At 38.1% G+C, this 21,729-nt stretch carries 17 protein-coding genes and 1 pseudogene; 7 read left to right on the top strand and 11 right to left on the bottom strand.

Annotated features, from left to right (window positions below; genetic code table 11):
• Positions 1-8: 8 nt before the first annotated feature.
• Complete coding sequence (locus tag AA0X71_RS18260; protein WP_413356728.1) at positions 9-1,205, top strand: bifunctional 3,4-dihydroxy-2-butanone-4-phosphate synthase/GTP cyclohydrolase II; 1,197 nt, start codon at positions 9-11, stop codon at positions 1,203-1,205.
• Between the two features lie 42 nt (positions 1,206-1,247).
• On the top strand, positions 1,248-1,715 hold the full coding sequence (gene ribE / locus AA0X71_RS18265; RefSeq protein ID WP_413356729.1) for a 6,7-dimethyl-8-ribityllumazine synthase: 468 nt from the start codon (positions 1,248-1,250) through the stop codon (positions 1,713-1,715).
• Positions 1,716-2,121: 406 nt separating this feature from the next.
• Here ribE and AA0X71_RS18270 read toward each other — a convergent pair whose 3' ends face one another.
• Both AA0X71_RS18270 and AA0X71_RS18275 read right to left on the bottom strand, forming a co-directional pair.
• Positions 2,122-3,945, bottom strand: a complete 1,824-nt coding sequence (locus tag AA0X71_RS18270) for a YhgE/Pip domain-containing protein (protein ID WP_413356730.1) — start codon at positions 3,943-3,945, stop codon at positions 2,122-2,124.
• 2 nt (positions 3,946-3,947) lie between these two features.
• On the bottom strand, positions 3,948-6,005 hold the full coding sequence (locus AA0X71_RS18275; RefSeq protein WP_413356731.1) for an efflux RND transporter permease subunit: 2,058 nt from the start codon (positions 6,003-6,005) through the stop codon (positions 3,948-3,950).
• A 152-nt stretch (positions 6,006-6,157) separates the two neighbouring features.
• Between AA0X71_RS18275 and AA0X71_RS18280 the strand changes: the two genes are divergently transcribed.
• Positions 6,158-6,724 carry a TetR-like C-terminal domain-containing protein gene (locus AA0X71_RS18280; protein ID WP_413356732.1) on the top strand — a complete coding sequence of 189 codons (567 nt, stop codon included), beginning with the start codon at positions 6,158-6,160 and terminating at the stop codon, positions 6,722-6,724.
• Between the two features lie 10 nt (positions 6,725-6,734).
• On the opposite strand, the gene AA0X71_RS18285 is transcribed toward AA0X71_RS18280, so the two are convergent.
• Entirely contained in the window at positions 6,735-7,541 is an 807-nt protein-coding gene (locus tag AA0X71_RS18285) for a class I SAM-dependent methyltransferase (protein WP_413356733.1), read from the bottom strand.
• 32 nt (positions 7,542-7,573) lie between these two features.
• Here AA0X71_RS18285 and AA0X71_RS18290 point away from each other — a divergent pair.
• Positions 7,574-7,924, top strand: a pseudogene (locus AA0X71_RS18290) (SAM-dependent methyltransferase); the annotation flags it as partial.
• 4 nt (positions 7,925-7,928) lie between these two features.
• Here the strand turns inward: AA0X71_RS18290 and AA0X71_RS18295 are convergent.
• On the bottom strand, positions 7,929-8,519 hold the full coding sequence (locus AA0X71_RS18295) for a 3'-5' exonuclease (protein ID WP_413356734.1): 591 nt from the start codon (positions 8,517-8,519) through the stop codon (positions 7,929-7,931).
• A 447-nt stretch (positions 8,520-8,966) separates the two neighbouring features.
• Between AA0X71_RS18295 and AA0X71_RS18300 the strand changes: the two genes are divergently transcribed.
• From AA0X71_RS18300 to AA0X71_RS18310, 3 genes are all read left to right on the top strand, one after another.
• Complete coding sequence (locus AA0X71_RS18300) at positions 8,967-10,724, top strand: methyl-accepting chemotaxis protein (protein ID WP_413356735.1); 1,758 nt, start codon at positions 8,967-8,969, stop codon at positions 10,722-10,724.
• Positions 10,725-10,885: 161 nt separating this feature from the next.
• Positions 10,886-11,515: a response regulator transcription factor gene (locus AA0X71_RS18305; RefSeq protein WP_413356736.1), complete on the top strand. Its 630-nt coding sequence runs from the start codon at positions 10,886-10,888 to the stop codon at positions 11,513-11,515.
• A gap of 44 nt (positions 11,516-11,559) precedes the next feature.
• Positions 11,560-12,279: an EAL domain-containing protein gene (locus tag AA0X71_RS18310; RefSeq protein WP_413356737.1), complete on the top strand. Its 720-nt coding sequence runs from the start codon at positions 11,560-11,562 to the stop codon at positions 12,277-12,279.
• A 292-nt stretch (positions 12,280-12,571) separates the two neighbouring features.
• On the opposite strand, the gene AA0X71_RS18315 is transcribed toward AA0X71_RS18310, so the two are convergent.
• The 7 genes from AA0X71_RS18315 to AA0X71_RS18345 form a co-directional block, all read right to left on the bottom strand.
• Positions 12,572-13,198, bottom strand: a complete 627-nt coding sequence (locus AA0X71_RS18315) for a TetR/AcrR family transcriptional regulator (RefSeq protein ID WP_413356738.1) — start codon at positions 13,196-13,198, stop codon at positions 12,572-12,574.
• Between the two features lie 119 nt (positions 13,199-13,317).
• Positions 13,318-13,713 carry a VOC family protein gene (locus AA0X71_RS18320; RefSeq protein ID WP_413356739.1) on the bottom strand — a complete coding sequence of 132 codons (396 nt, stop codon included), beginning with the start codon at positions 13,711-13,713 and terminating at the stop codon, positions 13,318-13,320.
• Between the two features lie 132 nt (positions 13,714-13,845).
• Positions 13,846-14,496: a YdeI/OmpD-associated family protein gene (locus tag AA0X71_RS18325; RefSeq protein WP_413356740.1), complete on the bottom strand. Its 651-nt coding sequence runs from the start codon at positions 14,494-14,496 to the stop codon at positions 13,846-13,848.
• Complete coding sequence (locus AA0X71_RS18330; RefSeq protein ID WP_413356741.1) at positions 14,483-14,956, bottom strand: SRPBCC family protein; 474 nt, start codon at positions 14,954-14,956, stop codon at positions 14,483-14,485. The genes AA0X71_RS18325 and AA0X71_RS18330 overlap by 14 nt, the downstream gene beginning before the upstream one ends.
• A 521-nt stretch (positions 14,957-15,477) precedes the next feature.
• Positions 15,478-16,338: an ABC transporter permease gene (locus AA0X71_RS18335; protein WP_413356742.1), complete on the bottom strand. Its 861-nt coding sequence runs from the start codon at positions 16,336-16,338 to the stop codon at positions 15,478-15,480.
• Complete coding sequence (locus AA0X71_RS18340) at positions 16,335-17,249, bottom strand: ATP-binding cassette domain-containing protein (protein WP_413356743.1); 915 nt, start codon at positions 17,247-17,249, stop codon at positions 16,335-16,337. The genes AA0X71_RS18335 and AA0X71_RS18340 overlap by 4 nt, the downstream gene beginning before the upstream one ends.
• Before the next feature lie 162 nt (positions 17,250-17,411).
• Positions 17,412-21,338 (bottom strand): 5'-nucleotidase C-terminal domain-containing protein, encoded by a 3,927-nt coding sequence (locus AA0X71_RS18345; RefSeq protein WP_413356744.1) that lies wholly within the window; start codon positions 21,336-21,338, stop codon positions 17,412-17,414.
• Between the last annotated feature and the right edge of the window lie 391 nt (positions 21,339-21,729).

Below are 21,729 nucleotides of genomic sequence, written 5' to 3' on the forward strand. Positions count from 1 at the left end.
GTTTACACATGTTTCATACAATTGCAGAAGCATTAGAGGATTTAAAGACTGGAAAAATGGTTATCGTTTGTGATGATGAAGATCGAGAAAATGAAGGAGATTTACTCGGATTAGCAGAATTTGCAACACCGAAGATGATCAATTTTATGGCGAAAGAGGGGCGAGGTCTTATATGTGTCCCTCTCTCCGTAACAATGGCAGAGAAACTTGAGCTGCATCCAATGGTTGAAAAAAACACAGATAATCATGAAACGGCCTTTACCGTAAGCATTGATCATGTGGAAACGACAACAGGGATTAGTGCCTATGAACGAGCATTGACTGTTCAAAAAATGATAGCTGATCATTCTGAACCGAATGATTTTAGAAGACCCGGACATATTTTTCCCCTCATCGCCAAAGACGGTGGAGTGTTGCGTCGAGCTGGGCACACAGAGGCAGCGATAGATTTAGCTAGATTAGCAGGTTCTAAGCAGGCCGGTGTGATCTGTGAAATTATGAAAGATGACGGAACGATGGCTCGGGTAGATGAATTACAAAAGATAGCTGAGAAATTTGATTTAAAAATGATTACGATAAAAGATTTAATTGCTTATCGACTTGAGCATGATTCATTAATTGAACGAGAAGTCGCTATTCAGCTTCCAACAGAATTTGGGGACTTTGAAGCGATTGGATTTACGAGTAAAACAGATTACAAGGAGCATGTTGCACTTGTAAAAGGCAAAATTTGTGAAGATGAGCCCATTCTATTAAGAGTTCATTCAGAATGTTTAACGGGAGATGTATTCGGGTCTAATCGATGTGATTGTGGTCCACAGCTCCAGGCTGCCCTTACCCAAATTGAGACGGAAGGCCGTGGAATCCTTCTTTATATGAGACAAGAAGGAAGAGGCATTGGACTAATGAATAAGTTGAAGGCTTACAAACTCCAAGAACAAGGTTACGATACGGTTGAAGCGAATGAGAGATTAGGATTCCAAGCTGATTTACGAGATTATGGAATCGGAGCTCAAATCTTGAGAAATCTCGGTGTTCGAAAGCTACGCTTATTAACGAATAATCCACGCAAAATTGCTGGGTTAGCTGGTTATGGGTTAGAAGTCGTGGAACGTGTTCCCCTGCAAATGCCAGCAAAAAAAGAGAATATACAATACTTAAAAACGAAGCAGAAAAAGCTTGGACATTTACTATCAATTGAATAACTTGAAGAACACAATATTGATTTTTATAGGAGTGATTCGATCATGGCAAAAATACTTGAAGGAAATTTAGTGGGTACTGGGTTAAAAATTGGAATTGTTGTATCTCGTTTCAACGAATTTATTACGAGTAAATTACTGGCTGGAGCCGAGGATGGATTAATAAGACATGGTGTTAAGGATGAAGACATTACCGTCATGTGGGTACCTGGTGCCTTCGAAATCCCCCTTGCTGCAAAAAAGTTAGTTGACCAAGGAAACTTTGATGCGATTATCACCCTTGGAACAGTCATTAGAGGAGCAACACCTCATTTTGAATATGTCAGCAGTGAAGTCGCAAAAGGTGTCGCCGCTACGGGAATGCAAAGTGGTACTCCGATTATCTTTGGTGTCCTTACTACAGATACGATTGAACAAGCGATCGAAAGAGCCGGCACAAAAGCGGGCAACAAAGGCTATGAAGCAGCAGTTGGAGCCATTGAAATGGGAAATCTTTATCAGCATTTCAATTAAAATTATATTTTGCTGTCGAGAAAGAAGCCATAGATAAGTACAACTATGGTGTTTGACATGGAATTATGGGTGTTTTCCACGTCGATTGTGGAGATTTAGCGTGGAAGCACTGGAACTTGACGTACAAATCACTTTCCAATTATCAGTTTTATCCGAGTCCCTTGCTCGATTGCGGGTGTTTTCGAATTTATTGCGGGTCTTTCGAGGTTTATTGCGGGTCTTTGATGAATAATTGCGGGTCTTTTAAACTTAATTGCGGACTTTTTGAGGTTTATTGCGGATTTCTCACTAAATGGCCGAAGATCAAAAAATGCAAGTGGAGAAGAAGAATTCATTTATCTCCACTTGCATTTGCTATATTGAATTAAGACTTTTAGATAGTGCTTTTGAATTTAAATCTACATCATCACTTAAAAAGTTCCATCAAACGAGCCCAGAATCCTTGTGGTTCTTCTTCTACTTCTTCAACCTCTTCTGGTTCCTCGTATTTAATGCTTTCCGTTTTTAAAACAAATTGGACAGAATTGATGTTTTCATTTTCCGCTGACACGAAGGATACTGGTTTAAAGTCAGACTTATCGTACTCAGCCATCATTTGATCGACTTCTTCCTTCATTTGCTCAGGAATATCGCTTGTCGCATCTTTCAGTTCCCCTGTACCGTCGTGTAGCTCACTGACACCACTTTCTAATTCGCCAGTTCCAGTTGATAAATCAGCAATACCACTATCGAGCATGTCGTAGGAGCTTGCTAATTGACTAACTCCACCTGCATAACCGACTAATCCAGAGTGGAATTCTTTATAATTTGTTGAAAGATCGCTAATTCCTTTTTGTAATAAGGCGAATGAATCTGCCATTTCGTTATTTTCTAGGGAAGACGAAATTCCCTTTGCCATTGTTTCAAGATGGGTTGCTATCTCTAGAAGACCCCCGCTAACCTGTTCTAATGTTAAATTCACCCCATCAAAAGCAGCTTTAACAGCTGAATAAGTACCTTTTGCTTTAAGTGCAGCAGAATACGTCTCCATTAATTGGTTTAACACATTAGGGTCAGCACCGCTACCATATAGCTCTTGGATTTGTGCTTCGGAAATCTCATGCGCTGGAATAGCATTCATCGCACCATCTAAAGCTTGGTATGAAGTAGCGTAATTTTTCTTTAGTGTAGCTAAACCTGTTGACGTTTCTTTTAATCTTCCCGCTATTTGGAGAAGTCCATCTTGAAGCTCATTCAATCCGCCGAGATCCATCTCTTCTGAATTATTACTTAACGATTGATTCAATGTCACAAGAGCTTCATCAATTTGCTTAGACGCACCAATTAATGAAGAGGATGAAGCAGCAACCGTCTTCATTCCTTCTTGATATTCTGCAGAACCCGTGCGGAGCTCTTTCACTCCTGAATTTAATTCTGAGACACCTGTTTCAAGCTCTCCAACCCCATTATGAAGCTCTTCAATCGCATCTGTTAAGGATTCCATATCACCGACCATTTCATCGATATCTGGGGAATCAATCGCCATGGATGACGGAACTGCTGATATATCGATGCCTTCTAGTTCAAAGCCTTGAACATCCGCTTCAACAAGGAAGTCCTCTTCTTTTTCAGGCATGACTGTAAAGGTTATTTGCTTGTTTTTGCCCGCATTAGCAAGCATCCCATCAGGTGCCACAATATTACGATAAATCTCTAAATCTAATGAAAGTGAAACCTGTAATAAATAGTTTTGGAAAAAGACAGGGTCTACTTCCTCGTTATCAGAAGTCTTAATTCTGATTTGAACATGCCCGTCTTTTCCGGCAAGCTCATCTGGGGTAATCTCTTTTCCATCTAACAGATAAGATACGGAAACATCCCATGGTAAAGGTTGTTCATCAATATTTCCTTGATAGTAAAATTTCCCCTTAGGAGCGGTAAATTCAACTGCACCATTTTGCTGTTCGAGCTCGGCTAAATCCGTTAAATTTTTCAAATTAGAATAACGACCAAAGTCAACGACTTTACCCTCTTTTTCTACATCCAAAATGTTGACGACATAGATATCTTGTCTTTCCCCAGTAGCGCTCAGCTTTGCATAGACAACTTCATCCTTTGAAGAGACAGTTCCTTCCTCTGAAGAAACATCATCTTCCGACTTACTTGTATTTGTAGCTGCCGTCACAAGAAAGGAAGGAAGCAACAAAAGAATCGCTACAAAGACAAATAAAATTTTCTTTATTCTCCTCATCATCATTGCTCCTTATAAAAATTTGCTTTCCAAGTGGTTTTCATAATCAATTTGTCAAAAAGTACCAGCATCGCAGGTAAGAAAAATACGACTAAAATAAACGCAAGCAATGCTCCTCGACCTAACAATAGCCCAATGGAAGCAACAATTGGATTTGTCGACGTGATCCATAAAATGAACCCTACACTCGATAAAATTGAAGCAGAAATTCCAATCGAGAATATTTTCTCATCGATCGTTTTCCGAACCGCTTGAATAACCGACATTTCTTTCCTGTACTCTTTATAAGCATCTGTCAGCAATATCGCATAATCGACTGTCGCTGCGAGCTGAATAATGCTGATCAATAAATATCCCACATACTGAAGTGGTGAATTTGTAAAATATGGAACCGACAAATTTATCCATACAGATGTCTGAATCGTGAGAAGCAATATTATTGGAATCGAAATCGAACGGAATGTGACAAATAGAACAAAAGCAACAGTTCCAATCGTTAAAAGGTTAACTAACTTATTATCCTTTTCCACTGTCGTTTTGATGTCATACAAGGTCACGCTTTCCCCAACAAGATAGACATCTTCTTCATAGTGCTCATTGGCTGCCTGTTGTACTTTTTCGATTAGCTGAAACGCTTCTTTTCCTTCATTTTTTGTTTCGGTTTGCAGAATGATTCGACTATAGTTCTCAGAATAAAATTGTTCAGTAATAGATGGATCTAAGTACTCAGGAGGAATTGCTGCACTGACTGTATTGACATAAGCAAGCGCACTCGTTACATGTTTGAGTTTCTCTAAATCATGTACAAGTTCCTCTTCTTTGGCAACGTCCCCTTTTGGAACGAGTAATACAATCGGTGTACTCTCGCCAAACTCCTCTTTCATTTTAACAATATCAGCACCCGTCCTAGTTGACTCCGGTTGCTCCCCAATGCCATAGGTAAAATTTGTTTTACTTTGTCCTAAGAAGGCTGGGACAATCAATAAAAGAACAAAAATGAAACTTAACAACCTAATTTTGACAACCCCATTCCCCATTTTTTTAAAGCTAGGGAGTAAAGGTTTATGCTGTGTTTTATCAATCCATTTATAGAAAAGTAGCGTAAGCGCTGGTAAAAATACCATAACACTAATAAAGCTTAAGAGAATTCCTTTGACTAGGTTAATTCCTAAGTCTGAGCCAATTTCAAATTCCATAAAGGACAGTGCAATAAACCCAAAAAAGGTCGTTGACGCACTAGCAGCTATGGCTGAAAAGGACTTTTTCATCGCAAGCTCCATCGCTTCATGTGGATCGGCTACTTTTTTCCGATAATCTGAAAAGCTATGAAGTAGGAAGATCGCATAATCCAGTGAAACAGCTAATTGTAAAATGGGTGCCACTGATTGGGTAACGAAAGAAACTTCCCCAAGAAAATAGTTGGTCCCCATATTAATTAGAACCGATACACCGATAGCCGTTAAGAAAAACAGTGGCTCAACCCATGAAGTGGTCGATACAACCAAAATGATAATGATAATTGGAACTAATAGCATGGCTGCAAACATCGACTCTTTCCCAGCCATCGTTTGTTGGGTCGCTGTATTGACCGATTCACCGGCAAGGGCATTTTCTTCCCCGATAAGGTCATATATGGCTTGCGTCACCTGGACTTCGTCACCTGAGCGGATACTGAATAAAAATAATGCTGAACCATTTTTATAGTACGTTTCTACCGTTTCCGAATCCGCCATTTCGAGCGGTGACTTTATATCAACCGCATCATCCAACCACGTCACATCAGACACACCATCAATTGCAGACAGCTGTTCTTTAAAGGTAAGCCCTTCTTGGAGCGTTACGTCTTTCACCATGACCCGGTTGGATGGAACACCACCCTCAAATTCCTGCTCCATAATGTCCAATGCGATTGTTGAGCCGGCATCCTCCGGCAAATAATCCTTCATATCGTAATTAACCGACACAGTAAAAAGTGCAAAGGTACAAATAATGGTCAGGATCATAAATGTAATCGCAACGGATTTTTTATTTTTGATGATTCGTGCTGCAATATTTATCATCCCTCACCTCTCTTGCCATATTTTTATATTCACCATATCATTATAGAAACATGGTGTTGCCTATTCAACAATCAGTTTAACAACATCTGTATTTTTTCCAACATATTTAACGGTTGTGTTGGGTAAATCAAAAATTCAAGGAGATCTCGATTATGAATTCCAAATTAGATCGACGCAAAAAATATACACGTATGGCTTTAAAGGATAGTTTGATCAAATTGTTAAAAGAAAAACCAATATCTTCTATTACAGTAAAAGAAATTTGTGAGCTTGCAGATATCAATCGCTCTACTTTTTACACCCACTATCTCGATCATTTCGACCTCCTTGATAAAATTGAGGAAGAAATCATTGAAGATATGGCAGGTTACCTTAATCAATGCACGTATGAAAAAGACGAGGGTGATCTTCAATTGATAGAGAGATTGTTAGAATACTTCACTTCGAAGCATGAAGTTTGCCAATTACTTCTAGATGAAAATACGGACACCACCTTCCAGAAAAAAGTAATCGCGTTTGCCCACCAAGCCTTCATGCAAAATTGGAAAGCAGCACACACACTTGATCCAGACCTATCTGTATATGTAAGTACCTTTATCATAAGCGGAAGCATCGATGTCATTCGAAAATGGCTCAATAATGGAATGGACACACCACCGAAAGAAATGGCCGCAGTGATTAATAAGCTTATAAAGAATGGATTTTCGGGGTGGTTATGAAAGAACACGCTCAGAAGCTAGACTGAGCGTGTTCTTTCATAAAACGGAAAATCATCACTGGCGGAAGCTCCAGCCACTCAAATTCCCCTTTCTCTTCCTCGACTTGGAAGCTCGGTTCTTCGATTCCATCTAACACAAAACCGTGTTTGAAAAAGAGATTCATATAATAAGACAGAGGTCTGTGGAACATAAAATGAGGCGTGTTCTGTCCAGCTATGCCAATTGCTTGATACGGTTCAGGTTTCAAATACTTCGAAATTTGAATGCTATTTCGACTTCTTACTTCCCCATTAATATCTTCTGTTTCATTGATTTTCCGCACCTCAGGAGGTTGGAAGCAAGGATGTGTAATTGAAAAAACGAAATGTCCATTGGCCTTTAATAACTTGCTTAATGAGCTAATTAATGGCGTGATGTCAGCAATATCCATTAACCCCATATTGGCTACAGCGCGATCATATTCCCCGACTCCAAGATTTAATAATGCTGCATCATCGGTGGCATCTACCACTCTATAATTGATTTGATTTATGTATTCATGGGACCTATTTTTCGCTCGTTCAATCATCTTTGAACTATAATCAAAGGCTATGACCTTTGCCCCCAAATCGGCTAATCTTCTTGAAAAATTACCATTCCCGCAAGCAATATCTAAAACCTTTTGGCCGTTCTGAATGCCTAGCAATTTTTCCGTGGAAGGTCTAATTAATTCTCGATGGAATCGATTGCTCTCTTCTCCCATATAGTCATCCCAATACTCGGCATTCTCTTCCCATCTATTTTTCGATTCCTCAATAAGCTCTTGCCATTCGCTCAAAACTCTTCACTCCTTTTTAATTTTAATTATTAGAGGAATCCTATGATTTAATCTATGATTCTGGTTGCTTTCATCATATTGCTCCACATCGAAGAATGAATTATCTTCAACTGCTTCATACGGCTTTAAAACCTAATGGCTATTTTGCTCTTACCTGTTTTATTGAAGGTGGAGAACTTGGTGGTGCTGCTCTATCTGATTGGGATGTGTACCGATTACGAAGTCTACAAGGTGGGCTAGGTTTTAGCGAGGAAAAGTTGCGACAAATATTTAACGATTTTGAGGTGGTAGAAATACGTAAAATGAAAGAAATAGAGCAGCCTCATCATCAATTTGGTGTTTCTTCGTTATGGACTGCTCTTTTTCGAAAGGGAAGTTCTTGAATTCTTATTTAACAACCAAGGAAGAGCGATAGTTATTTTGAGTAATCTCTCCCGGCCTAATTTTTGTTTTCACATACAACTCATCTAAACTGGTGATTTGGTAATCATTCGTAAGTTTTAACATAATTTGCGCGCATGCTTGAGCATCATCTAGAGCATGATGGTGATTGAATGAATTTATCCCTAAATAATCACATAACGCATTCAATTTATATGTCGATAATCCCGGCATGATTCTTCTTGAAAGCTGATACGTACAAAGAAACTGATTATAGCTAGGCTTGACCTTATATCTGGATAAATTATCACGTAGTGCATAGCCATCAAATGATAAATTATGAGCCACCATCATTTTATTTTCAATTCTATCTTTAATAGAATCATAGAAATAATCAAATGTGGGGGCTCCAATCACATCTTCTGGACTTATCCCATGAATGGAAATATTCATTCTATCAAAGCGCTCTTCAGGATCAATCAATTGGTAGATGGAATCAGTCATTTTTCCATTTTCCACAAAGATCATTCCTACAGAGCATATACTATGCCTTTTCCGATTAGCCGTTTCAAAATCAAAAGCGATGAAATCTTGCATTGTTTAACGCCACCTTAGTTTGGTACAATCATTCTTTTTTAAGTATAAAACAGGTAGAGAATAGAATACTAGGATTTTTCTTTATCCATCAAAATTCCCCCATTTATTGGTCTGAATATTTTACTTAAATCTCATTTCATTATTATTAGTTTGAATCTTCATTATCAACATATTCCTTATTCACACTTTATAGGCACAAAGAACTAACACCTGTGTATTTTCTATTATCAAAAATACTCTTTCCTTCTACTAATCAAGTCCAATTACCTATGAAAACAAACAAAAACTTCATTATTCCTAGGTGTAAAAACCTATGAAAAATTCATATTTAATATTGTTATAAAGCATTGGAAATTGTCGAAACATCCTATATTATGTTGAATTAGATTGAATATTGTCAGAAGTATAATAGACCCAGATACCCATAAAAAAAGGAAGGTGATGTAAATGAATTTTGTTAAGAACTTCTTCACGAAAACGATTAAAAGAAAGTTAATAACCGTATCAATTCCTTTATTAGTTATTCCATTGATCATATTGGGTTTTCTTAGCTACGAAAAAAGTAGTAGTAGTTTAGATGAACTTGGAAAAATAAACTTAAAGAATAGTGTTGAACATACCCTTGAAATCATGGATGTACTAAACAAGCAAGTGAAAAGTGGAAGTCTTTCACTTGAGGATGCCCAAGAGCAAGTGAAAGTCTCTATTTTAGGAGAAATACAAGAGGATGGTACAAGACCTATAAATGAGAATTTCCATTTAGGTACTAACGGTTATTTGTTTATAGCCGATAGTAAAGGGGATCTCGTGGCTCATCCATCTGTCGAAGGCACTAATGCTTGGGACAATGAAGATTCAAATGGGCATAAATACGCTCAGGACTATATTGAACAAGGGTTAAATGGAGGTGGATTTACTTATTATGCATATCCACTTCCACAAGATGAAAATGAAATTGATGATAAAGTTACTTATTCTGCCGCATATCCAGACTGGGATTGGATCGTAGTTGCAAGTACCTATATGTCTGATTTTAATCAACCAGCAATGGAGATCTTAACACTGATTATCATCACTATTTCTGTAACCATCATTATCGGAACCCTGCTCATTTGGCTTTTTGCCAATAAATTAACTACTCCTATCAAACATGTAACCGACCATATGATACATATAGGGGATGGGGATTTAACGCTGAAACAATTACATATCACGACAAACGACGAAACGGAAATGCTTGCTAATGGCATAAACGACTTACAGAGCAAACTAAAAGATATTATTAAAAATATCTCTATTGCATCGCAATCGCTGTCAGGTCATAGTGAAGAACTGACGCAGTCCGCAAATGAAGTGCAAGTAGGTACAGACCAAATTGCCAAGGCCATGGAGGAAATTGCTGCTGGAACAGAATCACAGGCACATCATGCTAGTTCCCTTTCCAATTCAATGAGGACCTATGTAGAAAGTATTGATACGGCGAATACAAATGGAGACAGAATTTATCAATCTTCGAATGATGTTTTGCAATTAACCGAAGATGGCTCCCATTTGATGACACAATCTGTAGAACAAATGAGCAATATTGATCAACTTGTTCAGGAATCGGTAACAAAGGTGCAACAATTATCCACCCAATCGAATGAAATTTCAAAATTAGTCACTGTCATAAGAGATGTAGCAGAACAAACCAATTTGTTAGCACTTAACGCAGCGATCGAAGCAGCTCGTGCCGGAGAACACGGAAAAGGATTTGCTGTGGTAGCAGATGAAGTGAGAAAACTTGCTGAACAGGCTGCAAATTCTGTTAATGAGATTACAGAAATTGTTGAAAACATTCAATTCGATACATCTGAAGTGGTACATTCTTTACAAAGTGGATATTCCGAAGTTGAAAAAGGAACGAAGCAAATTACGACAACTGGAAAAACATTTGAAACAATTAGTGATTCAGTTAAATCAATGGTTACAAATGCTCAAACCGTTCGAGATAATTTAACAATGATCAAATCTACAAGCGTTGAGATGAATACATCTATTGAAGAGATTGCTTCTATTTCTCAGGAATCTGCAGCAAGTGTTGAACAAACTTCAGCTTCTGCACAGCAAACAAGCAGTTCGATGGAAGAAGTTGCGTCAAGCTCGGATGAACTTGCAAAATTAGCCGAAGAATTAAATACTTTAATAAATAGATTTCGAACTTAATTGATTTGAGGGTAGTAAAGAAAGAGCGCTCTTTACTACCCTTTCCTTTGTAAGATAATATCTAAAACTTGGAATTTATACAAAATAAATGAATAATAGAGGAAGTGTAAATATGAATTTTTTTCCTTAATCTCCAAAAGATAATTTAGGAGTGAGTGGTCATGACCGTAACAATTGTAAAAAAACCTTCTCTCATCACAGATATATTGATCTACATCATACAAGATCACTTTCCAAACTTTATTTTTAAAATATATGACCCTCATTTTCTAGAAATTCTAATAAAAAATGAAAATATTACAGATATCATTCTCATTGATGTTGATATAGAAACGGATATCACCTTTCTTATCCAACACTATAAAAATTTAAATCGAAAAGTCATGATTTGGACCGGAAATATCTATAACTATAAATTAATCGATTTTTTCAGATTAAACTTAGATGCCTATTTATTCCATAAAATGGAAAAGGAAGAATTAATTGATGCTATCGAAATGGTTTTAAGGGATGAAAAATACGTTCATCCTCAATTGGCGTTCATTCTTTTGAATGATTATTATCACTTGGTTAATGTACAATTTAAGAAACCTGCGAATCTACTAACTACTCGAGAATGGGAAATCCTTGAACTATTAACTCAAGGGTATAAAAATGATGAAATTGCACAAAAATTATCCTTATCTATAAAAACGGTTAGAAACCATGTGAATTCCATTTTAAAAAAACTAGGGGTAAAAGATCGAACAAATGCTGTCATAAAAGCTTTTAGACATAGATGGTTTTATTAGGGTAATTTTTTCACGGAATTTATCATGATGATGAGAGGAAAAAAATGAAAAACACTAGCGACTTTTTATTACAGAATTTGAAAATCAATCATTATATCCAACCTATTACCAATTTAACAAACAATCATGTTATCGGTTATGAATTCTTACTTCGTTCAGAAACAATAAAAAATCCGGAATTATTATTCCAAACCGCTTCTCATGCAAATCAATTACTTGAACTAGATATGAAATCCGTTTTTAAAGCGATTGAAACGATAAATTCTCATTATACATATTTTAAAACCAAGTTGCTGTTTATCAATGTTTTTCCTGCAACATTAATGGAAAGTAGTTTCCTCCAAGGATTATTAAACATCCTTTCGAAAACGACTATTAAGACAAATTCCATCGTCTTAGAAATTAATGAATCAGCAAATGGGAAGAATATCTCTGCATTAAAAGAAGCGATATGTCTCTATAAAAAACACGGTTTCATCATTGCACTCGATGATGTTGGCAAAGGAGATTCAACGGTAATGGCTCTCCTTGAAATCGAACCTGACATTGTAAAAATTGATAAATATTTCTCTATCGATTTGGCAAAATCTATTAAGAAACAAAAAATCATCAAATTATTAGTTCAATTTATTGATCAGGATGCCACCGTCGTATTAGAAGGAATTGAAACGAACGATGATTTAAAGATGGCAAAAAGCATCGGGGTACCTTTTGCTCAAGGTTATTATTTAGGGAAACCTCAGCCTCTTGCATCATACTTCTGATATCGGGTTCCAAACTATACCTACAATAACAGGATTTTGCATTGTAGGTATAGTTAGCAAATCCCCTTCTTCAGCCCTCAATATCCCGACTCTTAAAGCTGAAAAAGCCTAGGAACACATAAGCCCAAATAAGACTTGTGAAATTTCTGAATAAACTCATCCCGCTTTAAACCATTATCGGTGCCATTTTATTTCACAATCTCACCACTATATACTTCAAGATTTACTCCATCCAAAGCTGTAAACTTGCCAAACTTCTTCGTTAAATTGGCCAATTTAATAATCCCATCGCTCATTCCTCCCCATCTTTATAGAAAGAGCGCTTGAGAATTTCCATATAGCCGTTCCATTCATCCATTAGCTCAATGCCTACATTTTCGAAAGTCTCAACTTTCTCCATTTGCGCTTCAGCAAAACCCCTCATCGTCCAATTGAGGATATGCAAGGCTTTTTCTGGATTCACATCAGGACGAAATTTCGATAAATCAATATTTTCGTAGATCCTAATTAAGGAACTATCAAGAACACTCCCTATGATGGAGGCAATTTCATTCTTAACTTCTAAAGCTTCCTCGAGTTGTGTCGATTTAAGAAACTCAAACACAAGTGGATATTTCTGTTGAATTTTTAGTTTAATAAAGCCAATCTGACTCAAGCGTCTGAACAGATCCCTTTCGCTGATGTCTACTTCTGCTAAAATCAGATCGACAAATTTCAAAGCGTTTACAATCAAATAGAGATATAAATCCTTTTTATTATTAAAATAGTTGAATAATGACCCTTTTGATATTTGCGCATCCTTCACGATTTCATTTGTAGATGCTTTTTCATATCCACTTTGGACAAATTGTTTCATGGCTGCATTCACAATTCGAACTTGTTTTTCACTTGGCAAACGGTGAAATTTTGACTGACTCATTCTTAACTCCTTTCTGGTAAATGTTTACTTACCACAAACCTAACACAAATGACCAATGTGGTCAATTTCTAATTTTATGTAAAAAAAGTCCCTCTCCTAAACGGAAAAGGTCTCCTCTCTTATTTCGCATTTTCATCTGTTTGGTGAATCCCAAAAGCGTTTCCTTCTGTATCTACATAATATCCCTGCCACGCCATTCCAGGTAGAGCGTGCTTTGGCAATGCTACCTTGCCACCAAGTTCAATAATTTTAGCTTCAGTAGAATCATAATCTTCCACTTCCATTGTGCAAGAATAGCCATTAAAAGCTTGGCCTGGTTCTGGTGGAGGACCGTGACGTTTCATCAAAGCCCCATTAATTCCCATTTCACTATCATTACCCGTGACAGCACCAAAGTACGGAACACCAGCATAATCGCTCCAGTCTTGAAACGTCCACCCAAATACATCCCCATAAAAGGCCATCGCCCGCTCCATGTCATTGACATGAATTTCAAAATGAATTAATCGTCCCATCATTTCCCTCCTAATAGAATGATACCCTATGCATTCTCCTATTCTTGTTTGTACTCCTTTAAGTATCGGAACAAAAGTGTCGCATTATACAAAAAAATCATGGATGCTTGTTAAAATGTATCCATGATTTGTCTATTTCATATTCTGACGATATAAATCCATCGTTTTGTACCCTTGCGATAAAACATCGACCATCTGCTCTTGACGTTTTTCTCGTGTCTTCTCTTGTTTGGCTGAAAAAATATATCGAGCCCAATCTCTTTTGTAACCTGGTGTTAACTCCTGATAAAAATGTAGTTCAACTGGATGAGCAGCTAATAACTTTTCAATATCTTGGACATTATCCTCATAATCGGCGACACACTGGCTAGCCGGTTCAAATTTTTGAACCTTCTTTTTCTCACGCTTCAATCCTACTACTGTGAACACATCATTCATACTGACCATCCGAGCAAATTTCACATCACTGTTGTCCACATACCCGTCTTCCCCAACTTTCATCGCTGGAAAAATATCATCTCGATGGACGTATGTTTCGTATCTCTTATTGCCCTTTTTCGGATAGGCAAAAAATAAGTATCCTTTTTCAAGTAGTTGTTGTTCGCCAATGATTTTCTTGGTCTGATCAACCATTTCCTCAAGCGTTTCCACAAAAATGAAAATCGCATCATGCTCTTCAGTTAATTCATTCTTATAACCATCAAACAAGTCATAGTCGCTCGGTTGATTGAGTATTGCTAGATTTTGATACTTTTGCAGATTCAATTTATTAATGATCGTCATTATATTCTCCTTTTTCTAGGTATTCAATAAGTGAATCCAAATCTTTCGCACACGCCTTTTTGAACGATCCTGCCATCATTTTTCCAAATAATTTCGTAAGACCCGTTAATTCGTTGATTTCCCCATCTAGTTTAATTTCGGTACTACGAGGAGAAGAAGTTACGATATATGTAAAAACAAACTCACCTTTGCCTGTCGTTCCTTTCGTTCCATCGACACGCAGAACGATTTTATCTGGTTCGATGAGTTCGACCACTTCAAAACGTTCAGTAGCCTCTTTTCCAAACATCTTCCTTGTTTCTAACCATTGACTCCCAACCTTGAGATCTCCATCATCCAAGCGCTCGATTCGAACAAATCCCTGCATCCAATTATGGGCAGAATCAATGTCAAGTAAACTCGCATATACTCTTTCCTGCTCTATCTTAGTCGTTCGCTTTACTTCAAAACGTAAGCTCAAACAGATATCCTCCTTCAAAACATGTTCTTATCCTTCATTATAATGTTTATAGGAGTAGATATACTAGTACCCTTAAGCGTTTCGTACCATTGACAGCCCACTTTTTATCCCGTACACTGTGGATTAATTTAATAGATGATGAAAGGGTGTTCAAAATGACTTCAGAATCTCAAAAAGAAAAGTCCATAGCTTTTTTACAACTAATTGCTTTAGGGAAAGTTTGTGAAGAATGGGATGTTTTAAATTAGGAGTGGCTGTTATTTATTAATAGAGGGAGCGGGTTAAGAACCTGCTCCCGATGAAAGAGAGCGGAAAAATAGCCGGAAAATTTCCGCCTAATTCGCTAATATCATGAAAAATAGCCTATATAGGCGGAGAATTTCCTCCTATTGGCTTGAAAATCGTAGGAAAAGGCGATTTTGGACTGTATAAGCGGAAAACCTTCCCTTATTTTCCTCACAACGAGCTCCATTCTGCATTTAACCGGAAAATTTCCGCTTACTTTAAATTTAGGGCTCTTTTCAGACAGCTCCCCTTTTCTTAGACATTTTCCACAGCGAAAGCGCAAAGAAGATTATACCGATGATGAACAAATACAAAAGACTATGCCACCATTGAACGACAAAGTCTCCGATTTCAAATAGAGAACCCATCGCTAAGCGAAATTCCTCGATCGACGATGCCGGAGCACCGTCAAATACGATTTGTTCAGACGGTCCCATCATAATCTCGCGTAGCATCACCGCAGCATGGGAAGGGGGAAAGATTTTTACAATCATTTGAACAGCTTCAGGCAAACTCCCAATCGGAATATAGATTCCTGTTAAAAAGCCGATCAACGTTCCAATAATCGTAGCTGCCGCCGAAAAAGCATTGGAACTTTTGAAAAATGAGACAAAATAATAAAGAACAAATACGGAGAAAAAATCATATAAAATTATAATACCTAATACCTGTGCTATTGCAGTCCAACTGAGCAATTCTCCTCCATTAAGCACAATATAAGCTTCAGCGAACACCAAGGTAATGAGAGTCAGAAGCAAACTAATGACAAAACTGCTTAAAATATAGCTCCCTGCTAAACTACTTCTTTTAATTGGTGAGGCAAAGAAATCTTTATCGATCTTGAGTTTCCGATCCTCTACCATACTGCTCAAAGCACTAATACCTGTTGTAATGGGAGCAATCGCGATAACGCCTGCCATAAGCCAAGAATCGATTAACGTCCCAGCCTCTTCTATTCCCTCAAAATTACTTTTCATCACATCTCCCAAAAATAATAAATATAAACCTATCACAATAAGGACACTAAGAAGGGAGAAAAATACACCAGCCTTATCCCGAAAAAACACCAACAGATTTCTTTTCACTAAATGTCTCATTCTCTTAACTCTTTTCCTGTAATCGTAATAAACGCATCATCCATCGTCCCCTTCACGACCTGAAACCCAATGATGTCTTCCTTGCATCTTTCCAAAATGGGTAATGCCTCCATCGTCGACCCTAATTTAATTGTTAACGTATCTACTTTTCGTTCATATTTGTAGCCTTCTGTTTCCAATAAGTCTACTAATCTCTCCATATCAGCCCCGTGAATCTCCAGATAGTCTGAAGTATACTTTTCTTTCAGTTCTGAGGGTGTTCCCTTTGCAACAACTTCTCCATTATCGATGACGACAACATAGTCTGTTTTAGCCGCTTCCTCCATATAATGAGTCGTAAGGAATACGGTCATCCCAGTCTCTTGTTGAATCTGCCTGATCGTTTCCCAAACTCTTTGCCTTGTTTGCGGATCAAGTCCCGTAGTTGGCTCATCTAAAATCAAAATTTTCGGCTTATTAATGAGTGCTCTCGCAATATCCGCTCTTCTTTTTTGACCACCAGATAATTTTCCATAAGGTTGATCTAAAAAACTTAACACTTCCGTATGGTTTATCGCATAGTCCATTCTTTCCTTCAATTCCCGACCGGTTAACCCATACAGACTTCCCCGACACATAAGGTTTTCTTTTACGGATAATAGATCATCTAAAAGGCTTGTTTGAAAGACGATTCCCAATTCAGATCGTATGTTACTATCATCTGTTCCAAGCTGATAGTCATTAATCGTCACATGACCACTATCCGGCTTTAATAATGTACTAAGAATATCAATCGTCGTTGATTTCCCAGCCCCGTTCGGTCCTAAAAAGGCAAAAAAAGACCCTTTTTCCACATAAAAATCAATACCTTTAACCGCTTCAATACTTCCATATGATTTTTTGAGTCCAGTAACTTCAATTATTTTTTTCATTGATAACCATCCTTTTTCCCTAAAAAAGGAAGTACGTCATACATCTTCCATTTTTACTATAGCATATGAAGGTCTCAGTAAATATAAATTTTCTATGAATTTTCTGATAAAACCCCCATGAAAAAGGCAGGTAGCCATTACAGCTTCCTGCCTTTCTCCTTCTTATTTCCCGTTTTTCTTTTGTACATCGACGAGTGTCGCCTCACTTACTTTCCCTGCAACATTGGTTGCTGTTACGGTTAAGTAGTTCTTATGCTTTTGCTTCGGTACAGTAACGCTGAACTGACCTCTAGCATTTGCTTCTGCTGTGCCAATCACCTTACCATCCATCCTAACGGTAATCGTCACGCCAGCTTCTGCTATTCCCGTGATGACCGTATCATTATGAATGACTGGGTTCACGACTGGTGCTTCTGGAACTGGGCTTTCTTCTACTTCCGTTTCAGCGATAATTCTTCCTTCAACTGATGGAGAAACCGGATCATGCACTTCTAAATAGGAAGTAAACACTTCAAAGTCAACAATGTATAACTCTGAAATACGACCTTCATCCTTCGCTGTTTTGAACATCGTATATCCGTCACCACCATCTGCTGTAAACGCATTGGTTGCAACACGATAAGTACTGTCCACTTGAAGTTCTTCATAACCATTAGCTGTTAAGGCCTCCACATACCAAACACGTTCTCCAACAGGCTTCTCCGGATCATATTTGAACTTCAACCCAGATACCTGCATAAAGCCACCAGCACCTGGAGCACTTACACTATGCTCAAGAGCAGCGAGAATTTCTTCCCCAGTCAGGTCAAGTGTGACTAGATTGTTCCCAAATGGTAAAACAGTTAAGACTTCTCCTAATGTGATATCACCTTCATCAATGGAAGCACGGATTCCGCCACCATTTTGCATCGCAATATACGTTGGGATCGATTCATTTGCTTTTGCAACCATACCATCAGCAATTAAGTTTCCTAAATTCGTTTCCTTACTGCGAACATCTTCACGTTCTCCGTTTAATGGAACGGAGGTGTTTCCTACTACTTGCTTTTGAAGTTCTGTTAATGGTTCTTTAAATTCCTCTACCTTCTCTAATGCAACTTGGTCTTCAGCGTACTCGCTTAAGGACTTCAACTCACCTGCAAAATCGGCAATAACGCCATTTTCATCAAAAGTTACCTCAAGGACACCAAGATAATTTAAATACTCATTTGCCTGAACAATTAAAGTTGGTTCCGCTTTTTCCACGACAACTGGTTCTTCCAATGTTGTATGGGAGTGACCACCAACAATAACGTCAATTCCATCCACCTGTTCAGCTAAATTTACATCAGGTTGATAGCCTAAATGAGATAGAGCAATAATTTTATCAACACCTTGTGCTTCTAAAAGTGCAACAGTCTCATTCGCTTTTTCGATAGCATCCTCAAAGACAACTCGCTCCCCAGGGTTCGCTAGGAATGTCGTATCCTCTGTTGTTAATCCAAAAATCCCTACCTCCTCCCCGTCGACTTCTTTAATAATCGCTGGGAAGATTTCGCCTTGTTCATTATTTCCACCAATTCGGTCATTGAAGAGTGGCCCAAGTTCAGGATCATTTGTCATATTAATATTTGAAGATACGATTGGGAAATCTGCTTGAGTAATAAAGTTCGCTAATGTCGCAGAATCTTTATCAAACTCATGATTTCCTAGTGTCATTGCATCAAAACCTAGTTGGTTCATGAAATACAAGTCAGCTAAACCTAAATACTGTCTAAAATACAATGTTCCTGAGAACACATCTCCCGCATTAAGCAGTAAGCTATTTTCCTTCTCTGTACGTAATTCGTTCACTGCCGTAAACAGTCTTGGGAATTGTTCAACATAAGCATGTGTATCATTTGTATGAAGAAGGGATAATGTAAATGGTCCTTCTTCCACTGTCAAATCAAGTTGGGCAACTAGTGCATCATGGTCACTCGCGCGCCCATGTTCTTCCATATAAGGAGAGTTGAAGTTCACGATATCTAGTTCTGCACCTGCAGCTAATCGGTTGGATACTAAAATATGATCCAACACTTGCGCATTTCCTTGATAGTTGTATGTGTAGCGTTCAGTTGCTGGAAGAGTCTCTACTAAGTTTGTTAGCACATCACCTTTTAAAGCTTGAAGTGGTGCAGAAAACTCAAAATCGTTTAAATCGCCTAGTACGACGACATTGGCATCCTCGTTCTGTTCTTTAATATCCGAAACAAAGTTGTTCACAATCGTCGCAATTTCAATACGCTGTGCTTCACTTCCAAGGAAAGGTGGTTGATTTCTTCCAAATAACGGTTGATCCCCTGTCTTTGAATTAAAGTGATTATTAATGACAATCACTTCTTCTCCTTGGAACGTAAACTCAGCAACCAGTGGCTTACGACTACTTGTAAATGCAGCATTCGTCGGATCAATACGACCTGGGTTCAATGTAAGAGAACCATTTTCATACGCAACCGCCGTTGTCGCATCTCCCTTTGGAGCCTCATTTAAAGTTACACGTTCCGGATTATATAAATAACCAACGCGAATATTTCCACCTGGAACGCCACCGTCTTGTTTATCAACTGGAGCGATTTCGGTCCAAGCATAAGTTGGTCCACCAAAGCTTGCAATCGCATCACTCAATGCCTTGTAGTTGGCATCTGCTTTGACGACACCATTATCGGTTTCTCCACTTTCATCTAGAACTTCAACTAACCCAATAATATCTGGTGTGCCTAAATTATCGACCATCGATTTGGCTAACTTATCACGCTTTGCTGTGTCAGATGCAACGAAGTTTTCAATATTATAGCTAGCAACCGTTAGCTTGTCCTCTTCTATTTCAATCGTCGTTACTTCATTCGTTCTTACACGTTCAACAAGCTCAGGTAAATCAGCTACTTTTGTTAAAATTTTATAGTTACTAAACGTATAGCTAACGACTCCTGTAACGGTTCCATCAAATGAATCGCCTGCTTTTGTCACATAGCTACGGTCATCGAGTTGAAGAAGCATTTTCTCAGGATTTTGATTTTCTTCAGTTAATAAAGGAATTCCTTCTTTCGTATAGGCTTTTCCTTCTACTTGACCGGTAATAATCGGAACTTCTCCATATTTTTGCGGTCCAGTTACGCTCGGACTCTCAATGGAAACAAGCATCCCTTCAAGGCTTTCGTAAAAATCAATGCCGTCTTCTGTCGGATCAAATTCTCCAAATTGATCGTTATCAATTACAGAGGTTGGTGGAATCGTATCTCGACCAATAACAATTGGCTCAGGAAGTTCATTTCCACTTGATACCTTTGTAATGCTGCCATTTTGGGCATTAATTTCAGTCATCGCTAGATCCGTTTGCAGCTTTTCAGCATAACCATCTAGCACCCACTCTTTCACAAGCCCTGACACGTTTACACGATCACCAACCGCAACACCATGGGATGGCTTATAAACGAGAAGCCCTTCCGCTGTGTTTGGATTGTCATCTGGATTTGATTCTTGCATGTAGAAGTTGCTGCCGTCTACGACATAGGTGACGATCCCAGGAACATCTACAACCGTTTGATCTTGGTAAGGAGAATGATGTGATTCTCCTTGAATATCATGAATTTTAAGTCCTGTTACTCCATCGATTGGTCCTTCTTCTGGAGGTTCAGGTGCTCCATCAAAAGACATGGATGATGGTGATTTAAGACCAGGTACGGAAAAATATGGCTCAAGTGTACCGGTAACATAAACCTTTTCACCAACAATCGACGGATTAGTTGCTAATCCAAAAGTAGCTCGAAAACTACTAGGAAGCTGAACGGGTAAGATTTTCGTTGCGTCTCTTTCTGTCGGACTATCGGCAATGGCAAAGTTTGTATCTGCTGAAAAAGGTGCTTCAAAATCATATGTAGCTCTGCCACCACTACCACTTGTTGTATATCCCACTATGTAGCCTACCACTGTTGCTGTTCCCGAATTATTCTCAATAGCCTCTGCCACTGTAATCGGTTCAGCTGCTTGTGCTTGGTATGGAAGAACCATACTCAGCAACATGACGAAAATGGTCGATAAAGCAAGGAACTTTTTTCTAAGACTTTTCAAGTGTTTTCCTCCTCTAACCTCATTCATATAATTCTCTCTACTTCCTTCTACCATTTCAAATGGTTCCTCCTTCCTTTGGTAGGAAGCATGAGAACTTTACTATCAACTTACCATGTCCCTTCGCTTTTTCGTTCTTTTTAACGAAAAAACAATAAACCTATTAACAGGACATCAAAAACTTTTACAAATTAATCGAATTTTCAACATTTCGTTACTAATTATACATTGGATTTTTTGTTCTTTAATGAGGTCAAACACCCAGTCCTATTTTCCTTCTTGAAAGATATTTTTGTTAAAAATGACCTTTAGCATGTGCCTTAATCCTCATATCTTGTCAGATCGTTTCCTAAATTATTTGTAAAATTTATTTCACTTCATGAAATCTCTAATG

The sequence above is a fragment of the Robertmurraya phoenicis genome (genome assembly GCF_047302285.1).
Taxonomy (GTDB): domain Bacteria; phylum Bacillota; class Bacilli; order Bacillales; family Cytobacillaceae; genus Robertmurraya.

Coding starts and splice junctions, on each gene's coding strand:
- AA0X71_RS18260 (WP_413356728.1), top strand. CDS start 9: ATGTTTCATACAATTGCAGAAGCATTAGAGGATTTAAAGACTGGAAAA.
- ribE (WP_413356729.1), top strand. CDS start 1,248: ATGGCAAAAATACTTGAAGGAAATTTAGTGGGTACTGGGTTAAAAATT.
- AA0X71_RS18270 (WP_413356730.1), bottom strand. CDS start 3,945: ATGAGGAGAATAAAGAAAATTTTATTTGTCTTTGTAGCGATTCTTTTG.
- AA0X71_RS18275 (WP_413356731.1), bottom strand. CDS start 6,005: ATGATAAATATTGCAGCACGAATCATCAAAAATAAAAAATCCGTTGCG.
- AA0X71_RS18280 (WP_413356732.1), top strand. CDS start 6,158: ATGAATTCCAAATTAGATCGACGCAAAAAATATACACGTATGGCTTTA.
- AA0X71_RS18295 (WP_413356734.1), bottom strand. CDS start 8,519: ATGCAAGATTTCATCGCTTTTGATTTTGAAACGGCTAATCGGAAAAGG.
- AA0X71_RS18300 (WP_413356735.1), top strand. CDS start 8,967: ATGAATTTTGTTAAGAACTTCTTCACGAAAACGATTAAAAGAAAGTTA.
- AA0X71_RS18305 (WP_413356736.1), top strand. CDS start 10,886: ATGACCGTAACAATTGTAAAAAAACCTTCTCTCATCACAGATATATTG.
- AA0X71_RS18310 (WP_413356737.1), top strand. CDS start 11,560: ATGAAAAACACTAGCGACTTTTTATTACAGAATTTGAAAATCAATCAT.
- AA0X71_RS18315 (WP_413356738.1), bottom strand. CDS start 13,198: ATGAGTCAGTCAAAATTTCACCGTTTGCCAAGTGAAAAACAAGTTCGA.
- AA0X71_RS18320 (WP_413356739.1), bottom strand. CDS start 13,713: ATGGGACGATTAATTCATTTTGAAATTCATGTCAATGACATGGAGCGG.
- AA0X71_RS18325 (WP_413356740.1), bottom strand. CDS start 14,496: ATGACGATCATTAATAAATTGAATCTGCAAAAGTATCAAAATCTAGCA.
- AA0X71_RS18335 (WP_413356742.1), bottom strand. CDS start 16,338: ATGAGACATTTAGTGAAAAGAAATCTGTTGGTGTTTTTTCGGGATAAG.
- AA0X71_RS18340 (WP_413356743.1), bottom strand. CDS start 17,249: ATGAAAAAAATAATTGAAGTTACTGGACTCAAAAAATCATATGGAAGT.